The 26,505-nt window shown below is 61.5% G+C and carries 17 protein-coding genes and 2 pseudogenes; 14 read left to right on the top strand and 5 right to left on the bottom strand.

Annotated elements, in window-relative coordinates; translation table 11 throughout:
- Nucleotides 1–76: 76 nt before the first annotated feature.
- Nucleotides 77–631 carry a YdeI/OmpD-associated family protein gene (locus tag U9R80_RS14060; RefSeq protein ID WP_301837669.1) on the bottom strand — a complete coding sequence of 185 codons (555 nt, stop codon included), beginning with the start codon at nt 629–631 and terminating at the stop codon, nt 77–79.
- A 706-nt stretch (nt 632–1,337) separates the two neighbouring features.
- On the opposite strand from U9R80_RS14060, the gene U9R80_RS14055 reads away from it, so the two are divergent.
- From U9R80_RS14055 to U9R80_RS14000, 12 genes are all read left to right on the top strand, one after another.
- A complete protein-coding gene (locus tag U9R80_RS14055) occupies nt 1,338–2,648 on the top strand; it encodes a nucleotide sugar dehydrogenase (protein WP_301837671.1) in 1,311 nt (436 codons plus the stop codon).
- An 89-nt stretch (nt 2,649–2,737) separates the two neighbouring features.
- Nucleotides 2,738–4,219 (top strand): glycosyltransferase family 2 protein, encoded by a 1,482-nt coding sequence (locus tag U9R80_RS14050; protein ID WP_274113775.1) that lies wholly within the window; start codon nt 2,738–2,740, stop codon nt 4,217–4,219.
- Between the two features lie 64 nt (nt 4,220–4,283).
- Entirely contained in the window at nt 4,284–5,450 is a 1,167-nt protein-coding gene (locus U9R80_RS14045; RefSeq protein WP_442964911.1) for an HlyD family efflux transporter periplasmic adaptor subunit, read from the top strand.
- Nucleotides 5,447–6,832 carry an SEL1-like repeat protein gene (locus U9R80_RS14040; RefSeq protein ID WP_301837672.1) on the top strand — a complete coding sequence of 462 codons (1,386 nt, stop codon included), beginning with the start codon at nt 5,447–5,449 and terminating at the stop codon, nt 6,830–6,832. The genes U9R80_RS14045 and U9R80_RS14040 overlap by 4 nt, the downstream gene beginning before the upstream one ends.
- Entirely contained in the window at nt 6,829–8,262 is a 1,434-nt protein-coding gene (locus tag U9R80_RS14035) for an alginate export family protein (RefSeq protein ID WP_442964910.1), read from the top strand. The genes U9R80_RS14040 and U9R80_RS14035 overlap by 4 nt, the downstream gene beginning before the upstream one ends.
- A 36-nt stretch (nt 8,263–8,298) precedes the next feature.
- A complete protein-coding gene (gene algG / locus U9R80_RS14030) occupies nt 8,299–9,855 on the top strand; it encodes a mannuronan 5-epimerase AlgG (protein ID WP_301837673.1) in 1,557 nt (518 codons plus the stop codon).
- A gap of 11 nt (nt 9,856–9,866) precedes the next feature.
- Nucleotides 9,867–11,279 carry an alginate O-acetyltransferase gene (locus tag U9R80_RS14025; protein ID WP_301837675.1) on the top strand — a complete coding sequence of 471 codons (1,413 nt, stop codon included), beginning with the start codon at nt 9,867–9,869 and terminating at the stop codon, nt 11,277–11,279.
- Between the two features lie 82 nt (nt 11,280–11,361).
- Nucleotides 11,362–12,849, top strand: a complete 1,488-nt coding sequence (locus U9R80_RS14020) for an MBOAT family O-acyltransferase (RefSeq protein ID WP_301837676.1) — start codon at nt 11,362–11,364, stop codon at nt 12,847–12,849.
- 12 nt (nt 12,850–12,861) lie between these two features.
- Nucleotides 12,862–14,022, top strand: coding sequence for an alginate O-acetyltransferase (locus U9R80_RS14015; protein ID WP_301837677.1), 1,161 nt, complete (start codon nt 12,862–12,864; stop codon nt 14,020–14,022).
- Nucleotides 14,023–14,032: 10 nt separating this feature from the next.
- Nucleotides 14,033–14,680, top strand: coding sequence for an alginate O-acetyltransferase AlgF (locus U9R80_RS14010; RefSeq protein ID WP_274113784.1), 648 nt, complete (start codon nt 14,033–14,035; stop codon nt 14,678–14,680).
- Between the two features lie 9 nt (nt 14,681–14,689).
- Nucleotides 14,690–15,796, top strand: a complete 1,107-nt coding sequence (locus U9R80_RS14005) for a mannuronate-specific alginate lyase (protein ID WP_442964909.1) — start codon at nt 14,690–14,692, stop codon at nt 15,794–15,796.
- A gap of 95 nt (nt 15,797–15,891) precedes the next feature.
- Nucleotides 15,892–17,349 (top strand): mannose-1-phosphate guanylyltransferase/mannose-6-phosphate isomerase, encoded by a 1,458-nt coding sequence (locus U9R80_RS14000; RefSeq protein ID WP_301837678.1) that lies wholly within the window; start codon nt 15,892–15,894, stop codon nt 17,347–17,349.
- A 312-nt stretch (nt 17,350–17,661) separates the two neighbouring features.
- Here U9R80_RS14000 and U9R80_RS13995 read toward each other — a convergent pair.
- Nucleotides 17,662–18,279 (bottom strand): annotated as a pseudogene (locus U9R80_RS13995) (hypothetical protein); the annotation flags it as partial.
- A gap of 189 nt (nt 18,280–18,468) precedes the next feature.
- Between U9R80_RS13995 and U9R80_RS13990 the strand changes: the two are divergent.
- Nucleotides 18,469–18,945: a LysR substrate-binding domain-containing protein gene (locus U9R80_RS13990; RefSeq protein ID WP_301837679.1), complete on the top strand. Its 477-nt coding sequence runs from the start codon at nt 18,469–18,471 to the stop codon at nt 18,943–18,945.
- A 42-nt stretch (nt 18,946–18,987) separates the two neighbouring features.
- Here the strand turns inward: U9R80_RS13990 and U9R80_RS13985 are convergent, their stop codons facing one another.
- Genes U9R80_RS13985 through U9R80_RS13975 form a run of 3 tightly spaced genes read right to left on the bottom strand, consistent with a single transcriptional unit; the run spans nt 18,988 to nt 24,788 of the window.
- A complete protein-coding gene (locus U9R80_RS13985; RefSeq protein WP_301837680.1) occupies nt 18,988–20,514 on the bottom strand; it encodes an efflux transporter outer membrane subunit in 1,527 nt (508 codons plus the stop codon).
- Between the two features lie 38 nt (nt 20,515–20,552).
- Nucleotides 20,553–23,621: an efflux RND transporter permease subunit gene (locus tag U9R80_RS13980; RefSeq protein WP_301837681.1), complete on the bottom strand. Its 3,069-nt coding sequence runs from the start codon at nt 23,619–23,621 to the stop codon at nt 20,553–20,555.
- 6 nt (nt 23,622–23,627) lie between these two features.
- A complete protein-coding gene (locus U9R80_RS13975) occupies nt 23,628–24,788 on the bottom strand; it encodes an efflux RND transporter periplasmic adaptor subunit (protein ID WP_301837682.1) in 1,161 nt (386 codons plus the stop codon).
- A gap of 552 nt (nt 24,789–25,340) precedes the next feature.
- On the opposite strand from U9R80_RS13975, the pseudogene U9R80_RS27330 reads away from it, so the two are divergent.
- Nucleotides 25,341–25,427: pseudogene (locus U9R80_RS27330) on the top strand (P-type ATPase); the annotation flags it as partial.
- Nucleotides 25,428–26,505: the final 1,078 nt, after the last annotated feature.

The following is a 26,505-nucleotide window of genomic DNA, read 5'->3' as shown; positions in this document are numbered from 1 at the left end:
CCCTGGCGCTTGGGGGGCGTGGTGTTGCCCGCAGCACCTTCATCCAGGCCGGGCTGTTTCCAATAGCCATTGCCGGTCAGAGGTTTTCTGCCTCGGGCGCACGGAAGGCCTTGCTGTAGTAACCGGACGAGTCGAAACAGCACACCTGCTTCTTGCCGCAAGCAAGCATGTCGCAGGCATTATCAATTCGTTTTGCCCGCGTCTTGAGTTGTTTGGCTGAAGTGATCCAGTGTATCCAGTCGACGCGTGCGATGGTCGTTGTACTGTTCCAGGTTTTACGCGCCTCAGGGCTGGCTGCCAGTGCCTCTTGAAAATCTGCCGGGATGTCAGGCTCGGGTTCCTTCTTCACAGCGGCCAGTTCCAGCGTAACCCTATCCCCGACGGCCGCACCTGCAGCTTCGAGCAATGCGGTACTTACCTGCAGCCAATGGCTCAGCTGACCATCCGGCTCAAGGGTTGCCTGGAAAGGGTGCCCATTGAGGGTGCCTTCAACGGTCGTCCGTCCTCGCCTCGGCAGCTGTTCACTGGTGTCTCTTGGCAATACGACGAACGCCCACGACGTTTCACTATCAGGCTTTGCCGGACGAAGAAGCGTTGCCTGGAATCGGGATTTCACATCGACTGCTGTCATTACAACGCCTCCGGTTAATGCGCCTGGCTACTCCCCTGGTGAATCTCAAAGTTAAACAGCCTGCAGCGTGATTGTCTCGTCCTGCTCGCCGCGCGCTTCAACGCTTTGGCAATAAAACGTTGACGAAAGCGCGGCGTCATAAAACCAGCAGCGCAAGTCATATTTTCGGCGCCATAGAAACTGCATTGCCCGTCATGCTTTAAGCGCCATTAATGTGGCGAAGTATTTGGCGCGCAAAAGTGTCTCTGTTGGCGCAATTATATTGTCGCCATAAAGTCGGCATAGGGCGTGGCAGTTAAATTAAGTTTCTCTCCTGCTGTTATTTTGGCGCCATAAGGTCAGGGTATTTATTTATTATTAATTTTTGAATTTCCTATTGCCTTGCTGAGCAACGCTGCTGTCTAATCGTCCGCCACATGTCTCGGCCCATAAGCCCTGAGGACGGGTGTCGTAGCGTTGGCGTTGCTGCACTTACTCTTTCTGTCGTACGTCTTGTGCTTGTTGACACCGTTATTATTTATAGCGGTAGTTGGCGCCTGCGTGGGTGCTCACAAGAAAGTTGAAGTTGTTCAAATTGAATTACAAGGGCGGCGCAAGTAGCGCAGCCCTGCTGTATTACAGGTTGTGGGTTGAAGTTGCCTGTAAATGGATACGGGAATGTTATAGGGACATTCCATGGCCTTAAGTTGCAAGGAGCGTTCGTCGCATGCGAATCAGCATATTTGGTCTGGGTTACGTCGGCGCGGTATGTGCCGGATGTTTGTCGGCAAGAGGGCATCAGATCATCGGGGTCGATGTTCAGGCGCTGAAGATTGATCTGATCAATAGTGGCAAGTCGCCCATTGTCGAGCCGGGTCTGGGCGAGCTGCTGCAGCAAGGAGTCGCCAGTGGCAGGCTGCGCGGCACTCTGGATGCCCGCGAGGCCGTCCTCGAAACCGATATTTCCTTCCTCGCACCGCCGACGCCGAGCAAGCGCAACGGCGACCTCGATGTGACCTACATCGAAGAGGTGTGCCGGCAGATCGGCGAGGTGCTACCGCTCAAGACCACCCGTCACACGGTAGTGGTACGCAGCACGGTGCTGCCGGGCACCCTGCGCAAGGTGGTGATTCCGACCCTGGAGCAGTATTCCGGGCTCAAGGCCGGCGTGGACTTCGGCGTGGCGGTGAACCCCGAGTTCCTGCGCGAAAGCACCGCGATCAATGACTACGACTATCCGGCGATGACGGTGATCGGCGAGCTGGACAGCACCTCCGGCGACTTGCTGGAAGAGATCTACCGCGAGCTCGATGCGCCGATCATCCGCAAGACCATCGAAGTCGCGGAGATGATCAAGTACACCTGCAACGTCTGGCACGCGGCCAAGGTCACCTTCGCCAACGAGATCGGCAACATCGCCAAGGCGGTCGGTGTCGACGGCCGCGAGGTGATGGAGGTGATCTGCCAGGATCACAAGCTCAACCTGTCCAAGTACTACATGCGCCCGGGCTTCGCCTTCGGCGGCTCCTGCCTGCCCAAGGATGTGCGCGCGCTGAGCTACCGCGCCGGCCAGCTGGACGTCGAGTCGCCGCTGATCGACTCGCTGATGCGCAGCAACGCCGCGCAGGTGCGCAAGGCCTTCGACATCATCGCCAGTTACGACAAGCGCAAGGTCGCGCTGATGGGGCTGTCCTTCAAGGCCGGCACCGACGACCTGCGTGAAAGCCCGCTGGTGGAGCTGGCCGAGATGCTCATCGGCAAGGGCTTCGACCTCAGCATCTACGACCGCAACGTCGAGTACGCCCGTGTCCACGGTGCCAACCGCGACTACATCGAGTCGAAGATTCCCCATGTGTCGTCGTTGCTGCGCTCCGATTTCGACGCAGTGGTCGCCAATGCCGACGTGATCGTCCTGGGCAACAGCGATGAAGCCTTCACGCCCCTGGTAGACCGGGTTCCCGCCGACAAGCAGGTGTTCGACCTGGTGGGATTCATGCGTCAGTCCAGCGGTGCCGGACTCGAAGGTATCTGCTGGTAGAACCGGTGGAGTGATGCTCGCGGGGCGCCCTGGTAACAGGCGCGGCGCCCCTGTTGCCGTGTTGTTGATAAGTCATACAGGTCCGAGACATGGATGTTTTTCAGAGTCGCCTGCGCACCGCCGCAGGGTGGTTACTGCTGGTAATCACGCTCATGGGGATGGCATTGCTGCTGCCGCGCAGCACCTTCGACCCGGAGTCCACCGATTTCATTCTATTGCTGGGTGTCATTGGCATCTGGCGCTATTCCATGGGCGCCGTGCATTTCGTGCGGGGGATGATCTTCCTCTATCTGGTGTTCCCCTGGTATCGGCGCAAAGTGCGGCAGCTCGGTGCGGCAGCGGCCCCGTCCCATGTGTTTTTGCTGGTCACCAGCTTCCGCATCGAAGCGCTGACTACCGCCCAGGTCTACCAATCGGTGCTGCGCGAGGCCATTGCCTGCGGTTACCCGACCACCGTGGTGTGTTCCATTGTCGAGCGTTCGGACGAGCTGCTGATCGAGAGCCTGTGGCGACAGATGAACCCACCCGAGCGGGTCAGGCTGGATTTCGTGCGCATCGCCGGTACCGGCAAGCGCGATGGTCTGGCCCATGGCTTCCGCGCCATTTCCCGGCACTTGCCTGACGATGATGCGGTGGTGGCGGTGATCGATGGCGATACCGTGCTGGAGCAGGGCGTGGTGAAGAAGACTGTGCCCTGGTTCAAGCTCTTCCCCTCTGTCGGTGGCCTGACCACCAACGAGTTCTGCGAGGTGCGGGGCAGCTACATCATGAGCGAGTGGCACAAGCTGCGTTTCGCCCAGCGCCATCTCAACATGTGCTCCATGGCGCTCTCCAAGCGTGTGCTGACCATGACCGGGCGGATGTCGGTGTTCCGCGCCAGCGTGGTGACCAACCCCGGCTTCATCGCCGATGTCGAGAGCGACCACCTGGAACACTGGCGCCTCGGACGCTTCCGCTTCCTCACCGGCGACGACAAGTCCAGTTGGTACAGCCTGATGCGCCTGGGCTACGACACGTTCTACGTGCCGGACGCGGCCATCAACACCGTTGAGCACCCGCCGGAGAAGAGCTTCATCAAGGCCAGCCGCAAGCTGATGTTCCGCTGGTACGGCAACAACCTGCGGCAGAACTCCCGCGCCCTGGGCCTTGGCCCCAACTGCCTGGGCTGGTTCACCTGCCTGGTGCTGGCCGACCAGCGCGTATCCATGTGGACCAGCCTGCTGGGGCCCACCGTGGCGATCATCGCCAGCCTCAAGTACGGCTTCGGCTTCCTGATGCTGTACCTGCTGTGGATCGGCATTACCCGCCTGGCGCTGACGCTGTTGCTGCTGGCATCCGGGCACAAGGTGGGGCCGGCCTATCCGCTGATCCTCTATTACAACCAGATCATGGGCGCGCTGGTGAAGGTGTACGTGTTCTTCCGCCTCGACCGCCAGTCCTGGACTCGCCAGAACACCAAGCTTAATCGCGACCTGGCCAGCTTCTCGCGCTGGTTCAACACCTGGTCTTCACGCGCCATGACCTTCTCGGCGGGCAGCGTCTTTCTGGCCTTGCTGATGTTTGTGGTGTGAGCGGCGAAATTGCCCAAGAAGCCTTGAAACCAGGTTCAACTTACTAATTCGAAAGGGAAACGTTATGAGTGCAGTGATCAGCCCGGTGGGCAACGCCAATGTGGTGCACGAGTCCGAGGCGCAGCGTCAGTATGCGCGCCTGAAGCTGCCGGCGAAGGTCCGGTTCCAGGGCCAGCAGGGGGGCGTCCAGGAAGTCCAGCTGTTGGACCTCTCCGCAGGCGGTTTCAGCTTCGAGCAGGGCGGCCAGTCGGTGATCGAGGGCAAGCTCTATCGCGGCAAGCTGATGTTTGAAGTGGAGGGCATCGGTTTCTCCATGGATGTCGAATTCCAGGTGCGCTCGATCATCGGCGGCAAGCGCGTCGGCTGCGAATTCCACAACCTGCGTCCGCGCGAGGTGTCGGCGCTGCGCTACCTGATCAGCTCCTTCGTCAGCGGCGAGCTGGTCAACGTCGGTGGCCTGATCAGCATTCTCCAGCGCGAGAACTTCACCAAGGCCCGGGGTGGCAAAGGGAATGAAAAACTCAGCCTGGTCGGCCGCCTGCGTGCCATGGGTTTAACCCTGGTGATCCTCGTCGCCGGCCTGAGCGCCTTCGCCTATGTGCTGTACCAGTTCTACGACATCTACTTCGTCACCCACGCCGACTCGGCCCAGGTCAGTGTGCCCGGCTCGCAGGTCGCGATGCCGCGCGAAGGCACCGTGCAAAGCCTGGTCACCGTCGGCAGCACTGTCAGCAAAGGCGCGCCAGTGGCCACCTTCACCGCGAACATGCTGGATGCCCTGAAGGGCGCGCTGCCGGAATCGGAGATGACCCCGGACAACCTGGAGCGCCTGTTCAACAAGACCTTCCAGGGCACCCTGACCAGCCCCTGCGACTGCAAAGTGGTCAGCCAGCTGGTGGGTGATGGCCAAGTGGCGCCCAAGGGCACCCCGGTGTTCCTGCTGGCGCCGGTGGACAGCGTCGCCACCGTCGAAGCCCGTTTCCCTTACCGCGCGTTCAGCCAGCTGCAACCGGGCACCCCGGTGACCTTCCTGGTGGGCGGCGAAGCCACCGAGCGCGGCGGCCGGATCGTCAGCATGGCCCTGCAGGACGGCGGCCTGGCCTCCGACATCCGTGTGCAGATCCAGCCGAACGAGCCGCTTGCCAGCAATCTGGCCAAGCGCCCGGTGGAAGTGCGCATTCGCCCGCTGAACGGCGTCTTCGTCAACAACAGCCTGGCGTCTGAAAAATGAACAGGACCGGACTAGCATGCGGGCTGCTGAGCTCGCTCAGCCTCGGCCTGCTGGCCGGTTGCGTGGCGTTGCCCGATCTGCAACTGGCCAAGCAGGCCAGGGGCAGTGGTGACCTCGCGACCGCGGAACAGAACTACCGCATCCTCGCCAGCCAGGGTTATGTCGACGCCCAGATCGGCCTCGCCGATCTGCTGGTACGCAGCCCTTCGGTGGAGCAACGGATGCAGGGCGAGACGCTGTATCGCCAGGCCCTCGATCGCTCTGCGGCGGCGCCGGCGCGGCTGGGTAAATGGCTGGCGAACAAGCCACAGGCGACGCCTGCCGAGCGTCTCGAGGCCGAGCAGCTGTTGCGCCAGAGCCTGGCGGCCGGCGACAACAGCGCACTGCTGCCGCTGGTGCAGGTACAACTGCAGGATCCGCAAAAGCTTGCCAGCGGCGAGCTGGAGCGCGAGTTGGAGCAATGGCAGGCGCAAGGCATCGGTGAAGCTCGGCTCGGCAAGGTGCTCCTGTACCGTGTGCGTGGCAACTACGAACAGAAGCTGGACGAGATCGAAGCCATTTGTGCCGGCTGGCTGGACCAGGCCAGTGAGTGCTATGTCGAACTGGCCGAGGTCTACCAGCGACGTGGCGACAAAAGCAGCCAACAGCAGTTGCTGGCGCGGCTGGACTCCGCCTATCAGGCCGGCCTGGTGTCGCCTGAACGTGTGCAGGGCGTTGCCAAGGTACTGGCCGACAGCAGCCTTGGCGAAGCTGATCCGCAGGCTGCCCAGGCGCTCTACACGCGCATTGCGCCGGCCTACCCGGATGCCTGGTGCGGTTTGGCCGAGCTGGTCTTGCGCTTCCCCGACCTGGGGGATGCGAGCGTACTCACCGGGTACCTGAACAAGGGCATGGACGCCGGTTCCAGCCGCGCCGCGCTGATGCTCGGGCAGCTGTACCTCAAGGGCCAGGCCGTGCCGGCCGACCCGCGGGCGGCGGAGCAGTACCTGCTGCAGGCCGCGTCCAGCCACACCAAGGCGCACCTGCTCTTGGGCCGGCTGTACCGCGATGGCGCGCTGGGCGACATCGAGCCGGAAAAGGCGCTGGAGCATCTGCTGATTGCCGCCCGTGCGGGCGACCCGAGCGCCAACATCGCGCTGGCCCAGCTGTTTGGCGAGGGCAAGGGCGTGCGGATCAACCCCGTCTACAGCTACACCTTCGCCAAGCTCGCCTCGCACCAGGGCATGGCCCAGGGGCAGGTCCTGATGGAGCGCCTGGCGCCGAGGCTGCAGGCGCAGGACTACCAGCAGGTCGAGAGCCTGCTGGCCCGTGAAATCGAGGCACGCGGTGGCCAGCAGGTCACCGCCAGGAATCAAGCTGATCAAGCGCAGGAAGTGCTATGACTTTGAAATACCGTCCCGCCACCACGCTGGCCTGCATGGCCGGATTGCTGGCCAGCTCCGTCGCCCTTGGGGCGCAACCGCAGCCCGGCTTGTCTTATGGCGCCAATCTCAAGTTCACCGCGCAGTCGATCGAGGACCTCGATCTGGGTACCCGCGACGGTGGCGACTTCAATGGCGCCGGCCTCAGCGTGCGGCCCTGGATCTACACGCGGCAGGGCGACTGGAGCGCCTTCGCGCTCGGCGAGGCGTTCCTTGCCAGCGACACCATCGAGTCGGATACCAGCGAATCCGACACCTTCGACCCCAACGACGCCCGTGATCGGGAGGACAAGTTCCTCGCCCTGCACGAGTTCTGGGTCGACTATGGCGGCCTGACCGCTTACCCGGGGGAGTCCCTGCGCCTCGGTCGGCAGAAGATCCGCAGTGCTGACGGCCTGTGGTGGGACAGCAATATCGAAGCCTTGCGCTGGAACTTCGAGACAACCCTGCTCAGTGCCCACATCGGCATTGCCGAACGTTTCAGTGATTACCGCACTGACCTGGATGAGCTGGCGCCCGAGGACGAGGATCGCCTGCACCTGCTCGCCGACCTGTCCTGGCAGTGGCAGCCGGGTCACTGGGCCGGGCTGAAGCTCCATCACAGCGACGATCGCGGCAACCTGCCCGGGCAGGGGGCTGCAGTGGATCAGTTGAGCAAGACCACGACAGGCGAACTCACCTGGCTAGGGGCCGAACTCAATGGGGATTTCTACAACGAGCGCAGCAACCTGCCACTCAGCTACTGGGTCGCTGCCACCTGGCTGACCGGCAATATCGACACCCTGCGCACCAGTACCGTAGCCGGCCAGCGCCAGGCCGACGGCCAGCTCAGCCAGGACCTCGACGCCTGGGCGGTCGACCTTGGGCTGCGCTGGAACATCGACCAGAACTGGCGCGTCGGCGCCACCTATGCGCGTACCAGCGGCGGCTCCGACGGCGACGACTCCGAACAGTTCAGGCAGACCGGGCTGGAGAGCAACCGCGCCAAATTCACCGGCACCGGGAGTGGCATCAACCGCTTCGGCGAAGCCTATCGCGGCGAGCTGAACAACCTGCAGGCGGCCAGCGTGTTCACCGGCTGGCAGTTGGGTGAGGACTACGACGCCAGCCTGGTCTACCACCGCTTCTGGCGGGTGGATGACCAGGCCGACAGCAGCAGCGGCCTGAAGGCCCAGTTGGTGCCCGGCGAGAAGGATATCGGCCAGGAAGTCGACCTGGTGGTGACGCGCTACCTGAACCGCGGGCAGATTCCGGCCGGGCTGGAGTGGCTGAGGGCATCCTCCGCGCTGGTGCGCTTTCGTGGCGGGCTGTTCTTTCCGGGCGATGCCTTCGGCAAAGGCACGGATTCGAGCATGCACCGCGCAGTCGTTGATTTTGTCTGGCGTTACTGAGTGCCGCCTGCCGAGCTGACCATGGAGTTGGACGCTATGTATTCACACACAAGAAACAGGCAGCGCTGGACCGCCGGCCTGCTCCTCGCGGGTAGCCTCGCGTGGGCGGCCGTGGCGCCGGCCGGGGACGCCGCACCCGCTTACCAGGTGTCGAGCATTCCAGCCGAGCCGCTGCTGATCGCGCCGCCGCAGCTGCCCGATCTGTCGCCCTATACGGCCGAGGCGGCCAAGGCCCGGATCGTGAGCAAGCCCACTGGCAACGTGGTGCTCAAGCGCATGATCGGCGTGGACCAATTGGTGGAGTTCACCGGTGGTGACGAGCGCCTGCGGGAGTGGGTGAAACGCCAGGGTGAAATGCCCCAGGCGATTTTCATCGAGGGCGGCTATGTCACGCTGACGGATCTGGCCCGCAGCCTGCCGAAGAAATATTTCGAAGAGACCGAGCCGGGTATCTATATCGCTCGCCTGCCGATCGTCGTCAGCCGGGGCGCGACCCTGCACATCGGCGTGGAAACCCGTGACTTGCGCCTCTCCAGCGAGCGCGGCGCGTTCCTGATCAACGACGGCAAGCTGTTCATCATGGACACCCGCCTTACCGCCTGGAGCGAGGAGGAGAACCAGCAGGACTGGTTCAAGAAGAAGGGCAAGTTCCGCCCCTTCCTCAACGCCTGGGGCGGTACCGAGACCTACATCGTCAACTCGGTGGTATCGAGTCTTGGCTACACCGCGAGCAAGTCCTATGGCGTATCCATCTCCCAGTACAGCCCGGCAATGCACCCGATCATGCAGCGCGAACATCCCAGCGGCTGGCTGATTGACTCGATGTTCGACGACATGTGGTACGGCTTCTACTGCTACGAAGCCTATGACGTGGTACTCAAGGGCAATACCTATCGCAACAACCTGGTCTACGGTATCGACCCGCACGACCGCTCGCGGCGCTTGATCATCGCCGAGAACACCGCCTATGGCACCCGCGAGAAGCACGGCATCATCGTCTCCCGCGAGGTGAACGACAGCTGGATCTTCAACAACCGCTCCTATGAGAACACCCTCTCCGGGATCGTGGTCGACCGTAGCAGCGTCAACAACGTGGTGGCCAACAACGAGGTTTATCGCAACGGCTCCGATGGCATCACCATCTATGAGAGTGGCGATAACCTGCTGTGGGGCAACCGGGCGTTCAACAACTCGCGGCACGGCATACGCGTGCGCAACAGCGCCAATGTCGGGCTCTATGAAAACCTCGCGGTGGCCAACGGCCTGCTCGGCATCTACGGGCACGTCAAGGACCTCACCGACACGCCCCGCGACCTGACGCTCGACCCCTTCGACATGAACCTCTCCCTGACCGTGGTTGGCGGTCGCCTGATCGGTAACGAGTCGGGCGCCATCTCCGTGGTGTCACCGCAGAGCGTGAAGCTCTACGGGGTGGAAATGCTGATGCCGAGCCAGCCCAGCGGCATCGGCATATTCGGTGCACTGGCCAAGGAGCAGAGCCGAATCATCGACCTGCTGGTACGACAGAAGCGGGCCGTGCAGGTGCTGCCGCTCGACAAGTTGGCTCAACTTCAAGTGAGTGACAAACAATGAAAGGGTGTTCAATGAGCCGCTTCGCCCAGGCCTGGCGGATGTCCGCAGCGGTTGCGACGCTTTTCGCCAGTTCCCTGAGCCTGGCCGCCGAGGCGCCGCAATACGCGATCGAGCGCTGCTGCCAGATCTGCCCGCAGGCGCTGCAGGACAGCAGCTACCCCGGTGATCTGGGCGATTTCCGCCAACTGGTGCAGGGGCAGGAGGACTGGCTGTTTCGCAGCAAGATCGACTTCATGACCAACATCGGGACCACGCCCGAGGGTTTCAAGCTGCTAGAGGATCTGCGTGATGCGCTCAAAGCCAGGGGCGTGGAGCTGGTGATGGTCTACTTGCCACCCCGTGGCCTGCTCGTCACTGAAATGCTCCGCCCCCAGGACCGCAGCAGCTTCAATGCCGAACTGTCGCGCAAGAATTACCTGGCGACCATCGAGCATCTGCGCGGCCTGGGCATACGTGTGCCGGACCTCTCCGCGCTGCTGGCCCATCCGGCCGAGGTGCGCAGCAAATTCTTCTTCAAGCGCGACAACCACTGGACCCCGCAAGGTGCTGAGCTGGCCGCGCAATTGCTGGCCGCTGAATTGAGTAAGTCGGACGTCTTCATGGGGATTGCGCGCAAGGAGTTTGCCACGCGCACGGAAGGTAACCTGTACAAGGTCGGCTCCCTTAACCAGGCATTCGGCAAAATCTGTGGCAGTGGTTACGCCAACGAGTATTTCACTCGCGCAGTGACCGAGCCCAAGGAGGAGAGCGCCGAGCTGTTTGGCGATACCGAAACGCCCGATGTGGTGCTGGTTGGCACCAGTTTCAGTTCCGCGCAGTACAACTTCGACGGTTTCCTCAAGCAGTACGCCCGCGTCGACGTCGACAACCGCTCGGTGACAGGCGGTGGCTTCCACAGTGCCATGCTGCAGTACCTCGGCAGCCAGGACTTCCAGCACAAGCCGCCGAAGGTGCTCATCTGGGAGGTCAACAGCTATTACGACCTGGCCATGGCGACGTTCTACCGCCAGGTCATGCCCCTGCTGGATAACGGTTGCCGGAACGTAGCGGCGACCCTGGGCCAGAAGATGGCCCTGCGGCCCGGCAAGAACGAGGTGTTGGTCAACACCGGGGTCAAGCCGATCCGCAGTGAGGACTCCGTCGTCGAGATCCAGTTCAGCAAACCCGTGATCAATGAGTTGCGCAGCACCATCTGGTACATGACCGGCTCCAGGGAAAACCTGTTGATCAGCCGGGCACGGGAAGTCGAGCCCAACGGCCGCTTTGTTTTTCGCTTGCGTGAGGACGCCGAGTGGGCAGGGCAGACGCTGCTCTCCCTTGAAATCGACATGCCGGCAGACATGCCCCAGGGCCTGCAGGTCGAAGCGAAGATCTGCCGCAGGGCGGACAAACCTGAAAACGTGATGCAAGCCAAGGCCAATTGACCCGAGGGCGCCTTGCGCCGGGTTGTGCTTGGCGCATGGGCTCCTCAGGGCAACGATGATCATTCAAACGGAGATTGAGGGCGTGGTCTTTTCTTCCAACGTGTTCCTGTTCCTGTTCCTGCCGATTTTCCTCGGCTTGTACTACCTGGTCGGGACGCGCTATCGAAACCTGCTGTTGCTGGTCGCTAGCTACATCTTCTATGCCTGGTGGCGCATCGACTTTCTGGCGCTGTTCGCGGTGGTGACCGTGTTCAACTACTGGATCGGCCTGCGCATCGGCGCGGCCGGGGTGCGCACGAAAACGGCGCAGAAATGGCTGCTCCTCGGCGTGGCGGTGGACCTCTGCGTCCTCGGCTACTTCAAGTACGCCAATTTCGGCGTCGACAGCCTCAATGCCATCATTACCTCGTTCGGCATGGAGCCCTTCGTGCTCACGCACATCCTGCTGCCGATCGGGATCTCGTTCTATATTTTCGAGTCCATCAGCTACATCATCGACGTGTACCGCGGCGACACCCCGGCCACCCGCAACCTGATCGACTTCGCCGCGTTCGTGGCGATCTTTCCGCACCTGATCGCCGGCCCCGTGCTGCGCTTTCGCGACCTGGTGGACCAGTTCAACCACCGTACCCACACGGTGGACAAGTTCGCCGAAGGCTGTACGCGCTTCATGCAAGGCTTCATCAAGAAGGTCTTTATTGCTGACAGCATCGCGCCCATCGCCGACCACTGCTTTGCGCTTTCCGACCCCAGCATGGGCGACGCCTGGCTTGGCGCGCTGGCCTACACCGCGCAGCTGTACTTTGACTTCTCCGGCTACAGCGACATGGCCATCGGCCTCGGTCTGATGATGGGCTTTCGCTTCATCGAGAACTTCAACCAGCCGTACATCAGCCAGTCGATTACCGAGTTCTGGCGACGCTGGCACATCAGCCTCTCCACCTGGTTGCGCGACTACCTGTACATCAGCCTGGGCGGCAACCGCGGCACCACCTTCCAGACTTACCGCAACTTGTTCCTGACCATGCTGTTGGGCGGCCTGTGGCACGGCGCCAACTTCACCTACATCCTCTGGGGCGCCTGGCACGGCGCCTGGCTGGCCATTGAGCGTGCCCTGGGCGTGGACGCCGCGCCACGGGTGCTCTACCCGCTGAAGTGGGCCTTCACCTTCCTGCTGGTGGTGATCGGCTGGGTGATCTTCCGCGCCGAGAACCTCGACGTGGCCTGGCGCATGTACGCGGCCATGTTCAGCTTTGCCGACTGGCAGCTCTCCGAACTCTTGCGCGCCCAGCTCACCAGCCTGCAGATCGCCACCCTGGTGCTGGCCTATGTCGTGCTGGCCATCTTCGGCATCCGCCAGTTCCACGCCCAGCCACTGGCCGGCGCGCCCAAAGCCAGCATCCGTGAAGACCACGACGGCATCGCCATCAACGCCAACGGCAGCGCCGCCGTGGCGCGTCTGCGGATCGGCGCCGTGGCCTTCCACACTGCCGTGCTGCTGCTGTTCACCGTCTCGGTGTTAAAGCTCTCGGCGCAAAGCTTCTCGCCCTTCCTGTATTTCCAGTTCTGAGGGGAACCGACGATGAACAGAACCCTGAACCTGCTCTACAGCCTGCTTTTCTGCAGTTTGTTGCTGGCGCTGTGCCTGTGGTCGCTGCGCGCGGTATTGGGCTTTTCCGCAGCCAGCGAAACCAGCGTGCTGGACGGCAAACTGACGCAGGCCTTCGAGAAGCACTACGACGCCGAATTCCCGGTCAAGCAACTGGGCACCAACCTCTGGGCGCTGGCGAGCTACACGCTGTTCGGCGAAGGCCGCCAGGGCGTGGTCATCGGCCAGGACGGCTGGCTCTTCTCGGACGAGGAGTTCAAGCCTGCGACCCAACCCGATCAGTTGCAGGACAACTGGCGATTGGTGAACGCGGTACGGCTGGAACTCGAGCGTCGTGGGGTAACACTGGTGCTGGCGCTCCTGCCAGCCAAGGCCCGGCTCTATCCGGAGCATCTGAACGACGATCGCCCCGCGCTGGCCCAGCAGCGCCTGTACCCAAAGGCCCACGAGATGATGCGCCAAACCGGGGTGAACGGGCCGGATCTGTTGCCTGCCCTGCGGGAGGCGAAGGCGCAGGAACCGGTGTTCCTGCGCACCGATACCCACTGGACTCCGTTCGGCGCAGAGGTCGCGGCCAGGAGTCTGGCGGAGCATCTGGCGCGGCAGGGTATCTGGCAGCATGGCGACCAGACCTTCGTCACCGAGGCTGTCGACAGCCGGGAGCACAAAGGTGACCTGCTGAGTTTCCTGCCCCTGGAGCCGTACTTCGCCGACCGGCAGCTACCGGCCGAGCAGTTGCGCCTGCGCCTGACCCGGGCCGCCGAGGGGCAGGAGGAGAGCGCCGAGGATGCGCTGTTCGTCGACGCCCAACCGGCGATCGCCCTGGTCGGGACCAGCTACAGCGCCAACGCGAACTGGAACTTCGCCGGTGCCCTGAAACAGGCCCTGGGCAGCGATCTGCTCAATTACGCCGAGGAGGGCAGGGGCCCGCTGGTGCCCATGCTGAACCTGCTGCAACAGGGGGATAAAGAGCTCGCCGGGCTGCGCCTGGTGATCTGGGAGTTTCCCGAGCGCTATCTGATGCTACCCAGCGACCTGTCCAAGCTCGACGCGGCCTGGCTCGCCCGGCTGCGCAACGACGAGAAAGCGGCCAGCCGCGCAGCGCTGCAAACCGCCACTGGCCCTCAACCTTAGGAGAACCTGTATGTCCCTTTTTTCCTCGATGTCCTACACCCTGCGCCTGGGCAGCCTGCTGCTTGGCCTGTCCGCCCCGTGGGCGATGGCTGACGAAGCGGCGCTCTACGGTCCGGCGGCACCGAACGGCTCGGCCTTCGTGCGCGGCTTCAACGCCGCAAGCAGCAGTTTTGACGCCAACCTCGGCCCTGTCCGCATCAACGACCTGGGCGCCAAAAGCAGCAGCGATTTCGCCTTTCTGCCGGCCGGCAGCTACACCGCCAGCGCGGACGGCAAGAGCCTGGCCGTGAAGCTCGACGCCGAGCGCTACTACACACTGGTGCAGATGCCGAGTGGAAAGCTGGAGCTGGTGGAGGAGCCGCCGTTCAAGAATCGCCAGAAGTCGCTGCTGCGCCTGCAGAATCTTTCTGACACCGCCTTGTCGATCAAAACCGCCGACGGTCGTACCGAGGTCATCCGCCCGGTATCGGCCAACGCCCGAGGCGAGCGCGAGATCAACCCGGTCAAGGTGCGCCTGACGCTGTACGCCGGCGACCGCAAGATTCGTGACCTTGACCCGCTGGTGCTGGAGCGCGGCGAAGTGGTCAGCCTGTTCGTCACCGGTTCCGCCGACAAGCTGTCACCGGCCTGGGTCAAGCGTCCGGTCGCGACCAACTGAGGAATGGCTATGAAACCCAGCCTGATCTGTTCGCGGATGGCGCTGACCGGCCTGGGCCTGCTGTTGGTCGCCGGCTGCAGCAAGCCCCTGGAAGACAACGCTGGTGCCCGCCTGGTGCCGCCCAGCGGCTACTACCTGGCCGCGCCGCCCCCCACGGGCAAGAAACCGGCCTGTGCCGGGGCACCCGAGCCCTACACGGGTGACTTGCAGTTTCCGAGCAAGTACGAAGGCTCGGACTCGGCCAGGGACAAGCTGAACCCGCAGGCCGCGGCGCGCTACAAGCGGCTGACCGGCGAGGTGCGTGCGCTGGAAAGCGGCGTGAACAAACTGGTCGGCAAGTATCTGGAGGACGGCCGCCAGGAATACGCCGACTGCGCCCTGGCCTGGTTGAACACATGGGCCGAAGCCGACGCGCTGCTCAGCCGAAATTACAACCACACCGGCAAGTCGGTGCGCAAATGGGCGCTGGGAAGTCTGTCCGCCGCCTATCTGCGGCTGCAGTTCTCCGGCTCCGAACCCTTGCGTGGGCATGAGGCCGAAACGCGCGCCATCGAGCAGTGGTTCGCCCGGCTCGCCGACCAGGTGGTGCAGGACTGGAACGAGCAACCGCGCGAGCGGCGTAACAACCACCAGTACTGGGCCGCCTGGGCGGTGATGGCAAGTGCCGTGGTGCTCGACCGCCAGGACCTGTTCGACTGGGCGGTAGAGCAGTACCGCCATGGCGTGGAGCAGGTCGACGTCGAGGGCTACCTGCCGCTGGAACTGTCCCGGCACACCCGGGCACTGGCCTACCACAACTACAGCCTGGGGCCGCTGATGATGATCTCGGCATTCGCCCAGGCCAATGGAGTAGACCTGCGTGGCGTCAACGGCGGCGCCTTGCAGCGGCTCGCCCGGCGGGTCGAAACGGGCGTGCACAACCCACGCCTTTTCCAGGCCCGGACCGGCTACCTGCAGGAGCTGGAAGATTTGCAGGAGGACGGCAAGTTCGCCTGGCTGGAACCCTATTGCACACTTTATCGCTGCTCGGCCGAGACCGACGCCTGGCGGCGATCCCTGGAACCCCTGGAGACCTATCGGCTAGGAGGGAATGTCACCCAGCTGTTCAACCCCTGATTGCATCGATGCATCCAATTTCCCGGTTTTCCGAGGCACGGCCTCGGCGGGGACACGTATGAATTTGAAATGGAACTTTAATGGAGGCGTCTCCCATGATTCCGGTAATCCTTTCTGGTGGCAGTGGTTCCCGCTTGTGGCCCCTGTCGCGCAAGCAGTACCCCAAGCAGTTCCTCGCCCTGACCGGCGAGCTCTCGCTGTTCCAGCAGACCCTGCAGCGCCTGGCCTTTGAAGGTATGCAGAGCCCGCTGATCGTGTGCAACCATGAGCACCGCTTTATCGTCAACGAGCAACTAAAGGCGATCGGCGTCGAGGGGCACTCGACACTGCTCGAACCTTTCGGCCGCAATACCGCGCCAGCCGTGGCGATGGCTGCCTTGCAACTGCTGGCCGAAGGTCGCGACGAGCTGATGCTGGTGCTGCCGGCCGACCATGTGATCGAAGACACGCCAGCGCTGCACCAGGCACTGGAAGTGGCGCGCGGGGCGGCCGAAGAAGGGGAGATGGTGTTGTTCGGCGTCCCGGTCGCGCGTCCCGATACCGGCTTCGGCTACATCAAGGCGACCCGCGCAGGTGACGCCGGCGGCGCCTATCCCGGCACCTACCGGGTCAGCCACTTCGTTGAGAAACCCAATGCAGAACTGGCCCGCGAGCTCGTCCGCGCGGGTGGCTATTACTGGAACAGCGGCATGTTCCTGTTCCGTGCCAGCCGGTACCTGGACGAGTTGCTCAAGCACGCGCCGGACATCTATGACACCTGTGCGCTGGCCATGGAGCGCAGTCATCGCTTCGGCAATGCCATGAGCATCGATACCGACGCCTTCGAGTGCTGCCCGGACAACTCCATCGACTACGCGGTGATGGAGAAGACCTCCCACGCCTGCGTGGTGCCGCTTGCCGCCGGCTGGAACGACGTGGGCAACTGGTCCTCCCTGTGGGAAGTGCATGAAAAGGACCAGGCTGGCAACGTGCTCAAGGGCGATGTGATGAGCCACGACAGCCGCAACAGCTTTGTACACAGCAGCGGCAAGCTGGTGGCCTTGGTCGGCGTGGACGATCTGGTGGTAGTAGAAACCAAGGATGCCGTGATGATCGCCCACAAGAATTCGGTTCAGGACGTCAAGGCACTGGTCAATAGCCTGGATCTGCAGGGGCGCACGGAAACCCAGAGCCATTGTGCGGTAAATCGTCCTTGGGGCTGCTACGACTCGGTGGACAACGGCATTCGCCACCAGGTCAAGCGCATCACCGTGAAGCCCGGCGCGCAGTTGTCGCTGCAGATGCACCACCACCGCGCCGAGCACTGGATCGTGGTATCCGGCACCGCCCGGGTGACCTGTGACGACAGGGTGTTCCTGCTGACCGAGAACCAGTCCACCTACATCCCGATCGCCTCGGTGCACCGTCTGGCCAACCCCGGCAAGATCCCGCTGGAGATCATCGAGGTGCAGTCCGGCAGCTACCTGGGCGAGGACGACATCGAGCGCCTGGAGGATGTCTATGGACGGACCGGCGAGGCGCTCGTGGCTGCCAAACTGGTCGCCGGCGCTTGAGCCAAAGCACTGGAGCGAGCCAGCAGGCTCGTGCACGCCGAACCCTTGGCTGAATACCGCTGCGCGTCAGGTGCTGCTCAATGCAGCGCTTGAGCGCGCGCAGCGTTGCAGCTGTACCCGGCTTTTTGCGTTCTGTCGTCGGCCTGGCCACCCAGCGGATTAAATTTTCCTTACAGAAATTGCCGAGGGGGAGGGAAGTCCAAGCGGGTGGAGACCTCCAACAGACCGAGGAAATGTCCGATGGATGATCGTCTGCGCGTTCTGTTTGTCTACATTGCCAACGACGCCCGTTCGCTGCGCGATCACGGCCGGGCGGGCGATTCGGCGCATGCGTACGGCCAGCTTGGCGATGAGCTTGAAGGCAATGGCGCTGAAGATCAGTGCAAAGCCCAGCGGGTACCAGGAACCCAAGGGAATGCGCTTGTAGAACGACAGGAAGAACACCCCGGCAATCACCCAACTGCCGGTGCTGTGCAGACCTTTCCAAAGCCGGGCGCCGAGCATCTTCACCGCAGCGGGAAAGGACGTGATGGTCAGCAAGATGATGAATACATAACCGATGGAACCGGGAATGTTCGCGGCAGCGCTACGGCCATGCCAGAAGGTTTCTGGGAAAAACTTCACATAGAGGAATATCAGCACCGCATGAACGGCGTGGGAAAAGGCAAAGGCCAGGCCCAGAAAGCGCCGTTCGCTCAATAGTCTGCGGGTGAAACTACTCGGCACCAGAACTGCCAGAGATGACGCGAGGAAGGTGGCGAGGAACAGCACGAATGAAGTACGTGCCGTGGTGCGGATCGCGCTGCGCAGCGCCTCCAGCCACTGTGGTTGGGCCCATAGGGCGAGCGAAGTGACGATCAGCACCAGCAATGAAAGCAGGAAGAACAATCGCCAACCCTTGAGGTTGGCGTTTTCGGTGGGAGGGTTCATGGGTGGCTCCACAGCTTGAACGCGGCGTGCGGGATGCCACCGCGGTTTGAAGCGCCATGGTGCCAACGGGCTTTATCCGGGATATGTCCGGAAAGGGCTGTCGTGTATCACTCTGTACAAACGTCTATTGGTGCTGGAGTACAAATGTACTCTAGACGGACATCAGTCCTTGATCACCAGGAGTTAGCGTTGCGACACGGGCTGGGCAACTACAAGGGGTTGGAGTCGATTCGGTTGATGGCGCCGGTATTGTTACCGGTTGCATGCCCACAGTTACTCGCCCAAGGGCCTTTGATTCGTGAGCCGGTCGATTGCCTCAATTATCCCCTGCTGCAGGATGGTGATCGAGCTGACTGGGTGCTGTGGTTGCAAGCCCATGGCGTGCAAGTGGGGGACGAGGGACGGCGTGGGATGAGCTTTGAAGAGGACCTGTTGCTGCTACGTGCGGCAGCAGCGGGGCAGGGAATTGCCCTGGTCCAGGACACCCATGCCCAGGAAGACATTGATGCCGGAGGATTGGTTGTGGCCTTGGACAAGCCCTGGCCTTCACGCTTCGCCTATTACGCAGTCACCCGTCCTGATGCCAGGCAGCGTCCAGAAGTGCAAGCGTTCGTCGACTGGATCGTTGCCGAGGCCCAAAGTATATCGACGCTGCCTGCATTGTGAGCTGAGAGAGCCGCCCCAGTTGTTGACCGGAGCGGCGTTCGGTCATTCCCCTCGGGTGTTGCTGACAATGCTCTGCTGCCTTTGCTGGGCGTCTTCCCAGCCGCCACCCAGGGCCCGGATAAGACGCACGGTCGAGCGCGCTTTGTCCCCATTGAGGCGAGCGCTGGCCAGTTGCTGGGTGAGCATGGTGCGGTCGGCATCAATGGTGTCGAGTTGGGTGTGTGAGCCTTCGCGATATTGCAGATGGGAAAGCTGTGCTGCTCGCTCTGACGCTGACAGCGCTATCTGCTGCGCACGGCTCTGCTCGCCCATAATGCGCAGGAGTGCGAGATTGTCTTCGACTTCTGCGAACGCCTTGAGTACCACTTCCCGATAGCGGGCCACGTCCTCCTCGTAGGCTGCACGTGAGTAGTCCACGCCCGCCTGGCGTCGCCCGCCATCGAACAATGGCAGTGTCATGACGGCGCCAGCCAGTGGGCCGAGCAGAAACGTTCGACTGGACCACTCGAACAGATTGCCCAGTTCGTTGGACTCGAAGCCCCCCGAGGCGGTGAGCTCCAGCTTCGGAAAGAACGCCGCTTTGGCTATCCCGATGCGCGCATTGGCGGCTGCCATGGAACGCTCTGCGGCGGCGATATCCGGCCTACGTTCAAGCAGTGAAGAAGGCAAGCCGGGAGGGATGTCGATGTCCTTTGCGCCAAGTGACTGGGGTTCGAGGCTGAATTTCGCCGGCGCAAGCCCTAGCAAAACAGCAAGAGCGTGCTCTGCTGAGACGCGCTCGCGCTCGACACCCAGGGCTTCTGAGCGTGCGGCTTCGAGTTCACTGCGCGCGCGCACTAAATCGAGTTCGCCGGCATCGCCATTGTCGTGGCGATGCTTGATCAGGCGATAAGTGTCATTGCGCAATTCCAGGGTGCGCCGATAGACATACAGCTGTGTGTCCAGCTCGCGAATCTGGAAGTAATGTTCGGCAACATCGGCCTGCAGCGCCAGTAGCACGGTTCGATACAGTGCACCGCTTTTCTCCATCTCAGCAGTGGCTGCTCCGACTTGCGCGTCGACCCGTCCGACCAAATCGACTTCGTAGCTGATGCCCAGCTCTGCGCGCCAAAGCGTGAAGGTATTGGCTGAGCCGCCGCCGGGCAGGCCCTGGGAGGCCGGGGATTCGCGCTGGCGCGACGGCCCGGACGCGGCGTCGACGCGTAGCATTTTCTCTGCCCATGCATCGCGCTGCAGTGCGCGTGATTGCTTGAGTCGGGCAGCAGCGGCCTGTAATCCCGGGTTGGCCAGTGCTGCCTGTTCTTCCAACTGATCGAGGCGCGGGTCGCCAAACACTCGCCACCACTGGCCGCGGAGTTGCTCTTCAGCCGGTTGCGCCTGCTTCCAGGAGCCCACCTGACTCTGCGCAAGTGCTGGTGCTTCCTTGTATACCCAGCTTCCGGGTTCGTCAGGCGCTGAGTAATCGGGTGTGAGCGAGCAGCCGCTGAGAATCACCAGGGCGAACGGCAGACTCAAGGTCATCGGTACTCGCGTGTAGTGGAGGGCGAGCGTCTTATTAAGGGTTGTCATTGGGTATCCTTTTCGCTGAGCGTTCCTGAGTGCATAGGTCAGAGGTGGTCAGGGGTTGCATGCAGCGGTTGTTCGTTCGCCTGCGGTTGTTTGTTGGCTAACTGTCGGCCAAAGCGGGCGTACACCGCTGGCAGGACGAACAAGGTAAACAAGGTGCCGACCATCAGGCCTGCCACCAGCACTACCGCGATCGAGCGTTGACTGCCCGCGCCTGCGCCGCTGGCGAACAGTAGCGGTAGCAGCCCGCCAATCATTGCTGCAGTGGTCATCAGGATCGGGCGAATGCGGGCGGCGGCTTGTACGGCCTCGACCCGGTCCAGGTTCAAGTTGCGTTGTGCGGCGTTGGCAAATTCCACGATCAGGATTCCGTGCTTGGCAATCAAGCCAATCAGCGTTACTAGGCCGATCTGGGTATAGATGTTCAGCGTCGCGAAGCCGAAGAACATCGCCGTCAGCGCACCACAAGCAGCGAGGGGGACGGTGGTCAGGATCAGCAGCGGGTCGCGCACGCTTTCAAACTGAGCCGCCAGCACCAGGAAAATGAAGGCCAGGGCAAAGGCGAAGGTAATCGCAAAGCCACCCTGTTCCTGCAAGTACTGGCGTGATTCACCCAGGAAGTCATGCTGGTAGTCCGCTGGTAACTTGGCTGCTTGTTGCTGTAGGAACGCCACGGCCTGGCCGAGGGTGACGTTAGGCGCTGGAATCGCTACCAGGGTCGAACTGTTGAGTTGATTGAACTGGGTAAGGGCGTTGGCCTCGACCCCTTGCTCCAGCGTGATCACTGTGGAAATTGGCACTTGCCCGCCGCTGGCTGTGCGGATGTAGTAGCTTTCGAGAAATTCCGCTGTCAGGCGCTGGTCTCGCGGCGCTTGTGGAATAACATCGTAGGAGCGGCCTTGGGCACCGAACCGGTTGACATAGGACTCGCCCACCAGGCGGGCAAAGGTGTCGCCGATTTCCTTCATATCCAGGCCCAGGTCATGGGCTTTGGAGCGGTCGACACGAACCAGTACGGTGGGGTTGGTAAAGGTCAGGTCGGAGTCGACGAAGGCAAACAACCCACTGTTCCGAGCGGCGGCCTTGACCTTCTCCATGTTTTCGTAGACGTCCTCATGCTTGGCTGCAGACGTCACGACCAGTTGCACGGGGAATCCACCCACAGATCCCGGCAGGGGGGCAGGCAGAAAGGCCGAACCTGCAATGCCTTCCACAGAAGCCAGGTTGCCCTGCAGCTCGGCCATGATCTCTTCCGCCGAACGTTCTCTCTCACCCCAAGGTTTTAGCATTACCCCGGCCCAGCCCTTGTTCAACGAGGCGCCTACACCTGCCACCATGTAGACAGTGCCGGTTTCTGGTATTGCCAGCAAGGTTGCCTCGACGCGCTTGGCCTGGGCTTCAAGAAACTCCAGGCTACTGGCTTGCGGCGCTTTCATGTCGACGACGATTTCGCCCTGGTCTTCGGCTGGGGCCAGCTCCGATTGTAGGCCGTTGAACAGCACGGGCAGGCTCAGCATTGCCCCCAGGCCAATCATCAGCGCTAAGCGAACATCCTTGAGGACCTTGCCCAGCAAGCGGTCATAAGCACTCACCAGGCGGTTGGTGATGGACTCGACGATGCGCGCAAAACGACTGGGTGAGTCATGCTGGAGCAGCTTGGAAGCCACCGTCGGAGAGACGGTGAGAGCGACGATTGCTGATACTGCGACGGCGGCTGCCAAGGTGAAGGCGAACTCGCTAAACAGTGCGCCGGTCAGTCCACCGATCAGGCCCAGCGGCGCATAGACTGCAACCAGGGTTGCCGCCATGGTTAACACTGGGCCAGCAATTTCACGAGCGCCGTTCTTGGCTGCCTGCAAGGAAGATTCGCCTTCTTCCATGCGTCGATGGACATTCTCCACCACCACAATTGCATCATCGACCACCAAGCCGATGGCCAGAACCATGGCCAGCAGTGTCAGTAGATTGAGACTGAAGCCCAGGGCGAGCATGATGGCGGCAGCGCCGAGCAGCGACAGCGGGATGCTCAGCACAGGCACGGCGACCGCGCGCATTGAGCCCAAGAACAGGAAGATCACCAGTACCACTTCCAGGCCGGCAATCACGAACTTGACCAGTACGTTGTCAATCGCCGCATCAATGAACACGGTGACGTCGTAGGGGATGGCCATCTTCACCCCAGGTGGCAGGTTCAGTTTGTCGAGTACCTGTCTGGCCTGACGTGAAATAGTCAGCGGGTTACCCCCTGGCGTTGCCATTACCTCGAGGTACACCGCTGCGTCACCGTTCATGCCGGTGATCTGGTCGCGGCTTTGCGTGCCGATTTCGACCGTTGCAATATCTTCGAGGCGGACCAGGCTTTCACCCTTCTTCACCACCAGCCGCTTGAATCCTTCCACCGTGTTGAGGTTGGTGTCGATACGAACGTTGGCAACCACTAGCGCGCCTTTGATCTGGCCGGGGGCTGCCTGATAGTTGTTTTCTTCGATGGCGCGGTCAACGTCGCCAGCGGTGATGCCGTGAGCCGCCATGCGCAACGGGTCGAGCCAGATACGCATCGACAGGTTCTGGCCGCCCAGCACGTTGACTGCTGCAACGCCTTCGACGGTGGTCAGCATCGGTCGCGCAACGCGCATCAAGTAGTCGGTGATGCCGGTCAGCGGTTCGCCTTGCTGAGGGCTGAAACCGGCGTAAATAACCCCAATCGCACCGGGAGCCTGGCGCACGACGACGGGGTCGTAGGCTTCTTCGGGGAGCAGGTAGCGCACCTCGTTGACTTTGGCTAGTACTTCGGTCAGCGCCGCATCTGAGTTAGCGTTCAGGCGCAGGTAGGCGGTAATGGTGCTCAACCCCTGCTCCGAGGATGAACTCAAGTACTCCACGCCTTGGGTGGTGGCAACTGCTTGGGCGAGGGTGGTGGTGACGAACCCTTGCATCAGGTCTGCGGGGGCACCGGGGTACTCAGTTGTGACGGTGATCACGGCGCTTTCAATTTTGGGGTACTGACGCAGCGGCAGGTCCATCAATGCGCGAATGCCCACCAGGGCAATCAGCAGGGCAAACGCCAGCGTCAACACCGGGCGGCGAATGAAAATGTCGGTGAAAGCCATGGCGGTCTATTCCTTTTTACCGATGTAGGACCCGACAGTATCGGTCCCTGAAGCGAGCGCTTCGGGTTGACGGGGCGCAACCAGGGCGCCGTCCTGCAGGTTGATCTGGCCGGCCACTACCACCAGATCCCCTTCATTGAGGGTGCCGCCCAGCACTTCGGTCCGGCTGTCCGATTGCGCGCCCGTACGTACTGAAACCAGCTGGGCGCGCAGTGCGCCATCGGTTTTTCGCAGGGCATAAATGCGCTCGCCGGACAACGATGACTCCAGCGCCACGGTAGGGATGGTGGTGACGGCGGGGCCGGGGCTCAGTTCGAGTGCAACATGGGCAAATTTCCCTGGCCACAGGGTGCCCTGTGCCTCTTTGCGCAGCGTGGCGCGCACGCGTATGGCGTGATTTTCCTTATCCACCTGCGGGTCGATTGCCGAGATTTGCCCGGCCATGGTCTTGCCGCTGTCGCCATCACCTTTGACTCGCACTTGCAGGCCGGTCTTCAGCGCTGCGCGATGGCGTTCGGGGACGGTGAAATCAATGTGCAACACGCGGTTGTCAGTTAGCGTGGCAATCGGGGTACCCGCTTCCACGTACTGGCCAAGGTTGATGCGTCGCAAGCCAAGCTCCCCGGTGAACGGGGCACGCACCAGGCGTTGGGATATGTCCTCTTCCGATTGAGCAACCAGTGCTCGGGCTTCGTCATAGGCCGCTACGTGCTGTTCGAATTCGGCCCTGGACATGGTCTGGCCGTGCAAGCGCTTGGCGCGTTCAAGGTGGGTCTGGGCCAGGCGCAAGGCCACCCGGCGACGTTCGAGCTCACTGCGCAGTGGCCCGTCGTTCAATTGAACCAAGGGTGTGCCGGCGGTGATGGTCTGGCCGCTGGTGAAATGCACTTTGGTGATGCGTCCGTCGACCTCGGCAGCGACCAGAACTTGATGATCGGCAACCACTGTTCCAATGGTCATCACCGTAGCCGGCAACACCTCGCTGCGAACCGAGGCTACTTCCACCGGAATTGGATCTGCTTCCCCGGTCGCCAACGCGGCTTCTTCAGCGGCTTGCTTGCGATGATTGTCATAGAGATAGAGCCCGCCGATAGCGCAGAGCAGGGCGAGGAGTGTCAGTGCCAGCGGTTTAGAGAAGCGTGGGGCACGATGGGATTGAGTGCTCATGATTTGCCTCGGCTCAGGATGGGCTTCTGGCATGAGCCAGGCTTAATCGAATGCGCAGCGTGCCGGTATCGAGGGGGTGCTTGGATGACAGATGTCGTGGACATGATTTTCCCAGTCTAAAGGTAAGATTTGCTAAAGCCTGATAGCGTGTGGTGTCCGGATACTATTGAGCTATTTGCAAAAGGAAAAACGATATCTCCTGAGCTTTCAGGATAGTTTTTCTAAACCTTTGAGTGGCGGGGATTCGGGGCGCGTACGTGCCGCGACAAGGCCGGGGTGCCTTGGATGAGCGGGTTTTTAGAGTGCCTAGCAGGTGTTAAAGGCGTACAGCTTGCCGTGGAAGTGACGCGATTAGCCAAGCTGTCAATTACTGATGTGGCTGTTGATCGGATGCGCAAGGATAGACGCATTAGAGCATTACCCGGGCAGCCATAACCCGCAGGGTGCAAGACGCGGGTGATGCGCGCGGGACCCTGGCATAGGCTCCCGCACAGGCTTACACGAATACCTGTAGCGCTGTAGCGCTATGCCACGTGGCAGGCGGCAGCGATCCTGGTCAATGCTGTAGCGGTGCTGATTATCGCTTGCCCATGCGCCATGGGTTTGGCCACACCGACTTCGATCATGGTCGGTACCGGGGGATCACTGAATGCGGATACAAGTGAGGGCGCCGTGACATATAATTTAACATAATATACATTATGCGAATCTTCCTACAGAGGCACGGGGGCCGGTGGTGGTCAGATTTGAAGCTTTGGCTCACTGTCCCAGGGACACCTGACCGGAATTCGGCAGCAACTCCAGTGGCGTTGTGGCCCTCCCTTAAAGATGGCGCCTAAGGTGGCGCCTAGAGTTTCCACCTCGAAAGCCTTGTAGGCCGGGCCTTCGCGAGCAATCAAACCTTCGGAGATCACCATTTCAGCGCTTTTTAAATCTGGCGGCATCGGCCATAACCCATGGTTTGGCCATTTTCTGTGGGATCGAGACGCGGTATGCAGCGCAGAAAGGCTTCCATGCGTCCTGGTAAGCGCCCATTTCGAGCAGGTTCGTTCAGTGCAACAAAGCGCCAGGATGCGAGACCTCTTTTAAAAATGCTTGAAACTTTTAAAGGTGACCACGCCAGTAGCTCAATGAATACGATGGTTTGCGATTTGCTGAGACCTGAAATAGCGCTCGAAACACGTGCCTGGCCGCATAGGCTCAATCGCTCGCCGTCAGATCGTTCCAGTCTCAAACGCCGGTGCACGATGATCCAGAAAGGTCGAATATCAAGGCGGTAACCTGGAAGCTACTGCGCCGTGAAGGCTAAGCCTGGTTGAGGGCTAACAACACCGGCGTGCGCAGCGTGGATAGGCATTGGAGCGAGCGACCAATATGTCAACTCAGGGAAGATTCAAGCGCCTAGAACAGCGCTATATACGCGGAAGGAGACTATTTAAAGACGGCTTCAAGACTGAAGCTTCGAAGAAGCTTCATTATAAATCACTAATAGGCTTGGGTTTCAAGAGTCTTTTCCGTGGGCTGACAACTGGTTGTTCTGAAGGTGCTCTCTACACAAAAAAATAAACTTTTAAAACTGACCGAAACTTTTAAAACTGATCAGGCCCGCTAACTATGGCGATTCACTTCCGTGCATCCGTATTTTCGGGGCGGCGCAGCTAAACACTTTTAAAAATGGGTGAATATTTTAAAAGTGACCCCTAGGTTATGGCTTGCG

The sequence above is a fragment of the Pseudomonas sp. JQ170C genome, from assembly GCF_035581345.1.
GTDB lineage: Bacteria > Pseudomonadota > Gammaproteobacteria > Pseudomonadales > Pseudomonadaceae > Aquipseudomonas.
This window is presented reverse-complemented; position numbering and strand designations above follow the sequence as displayed.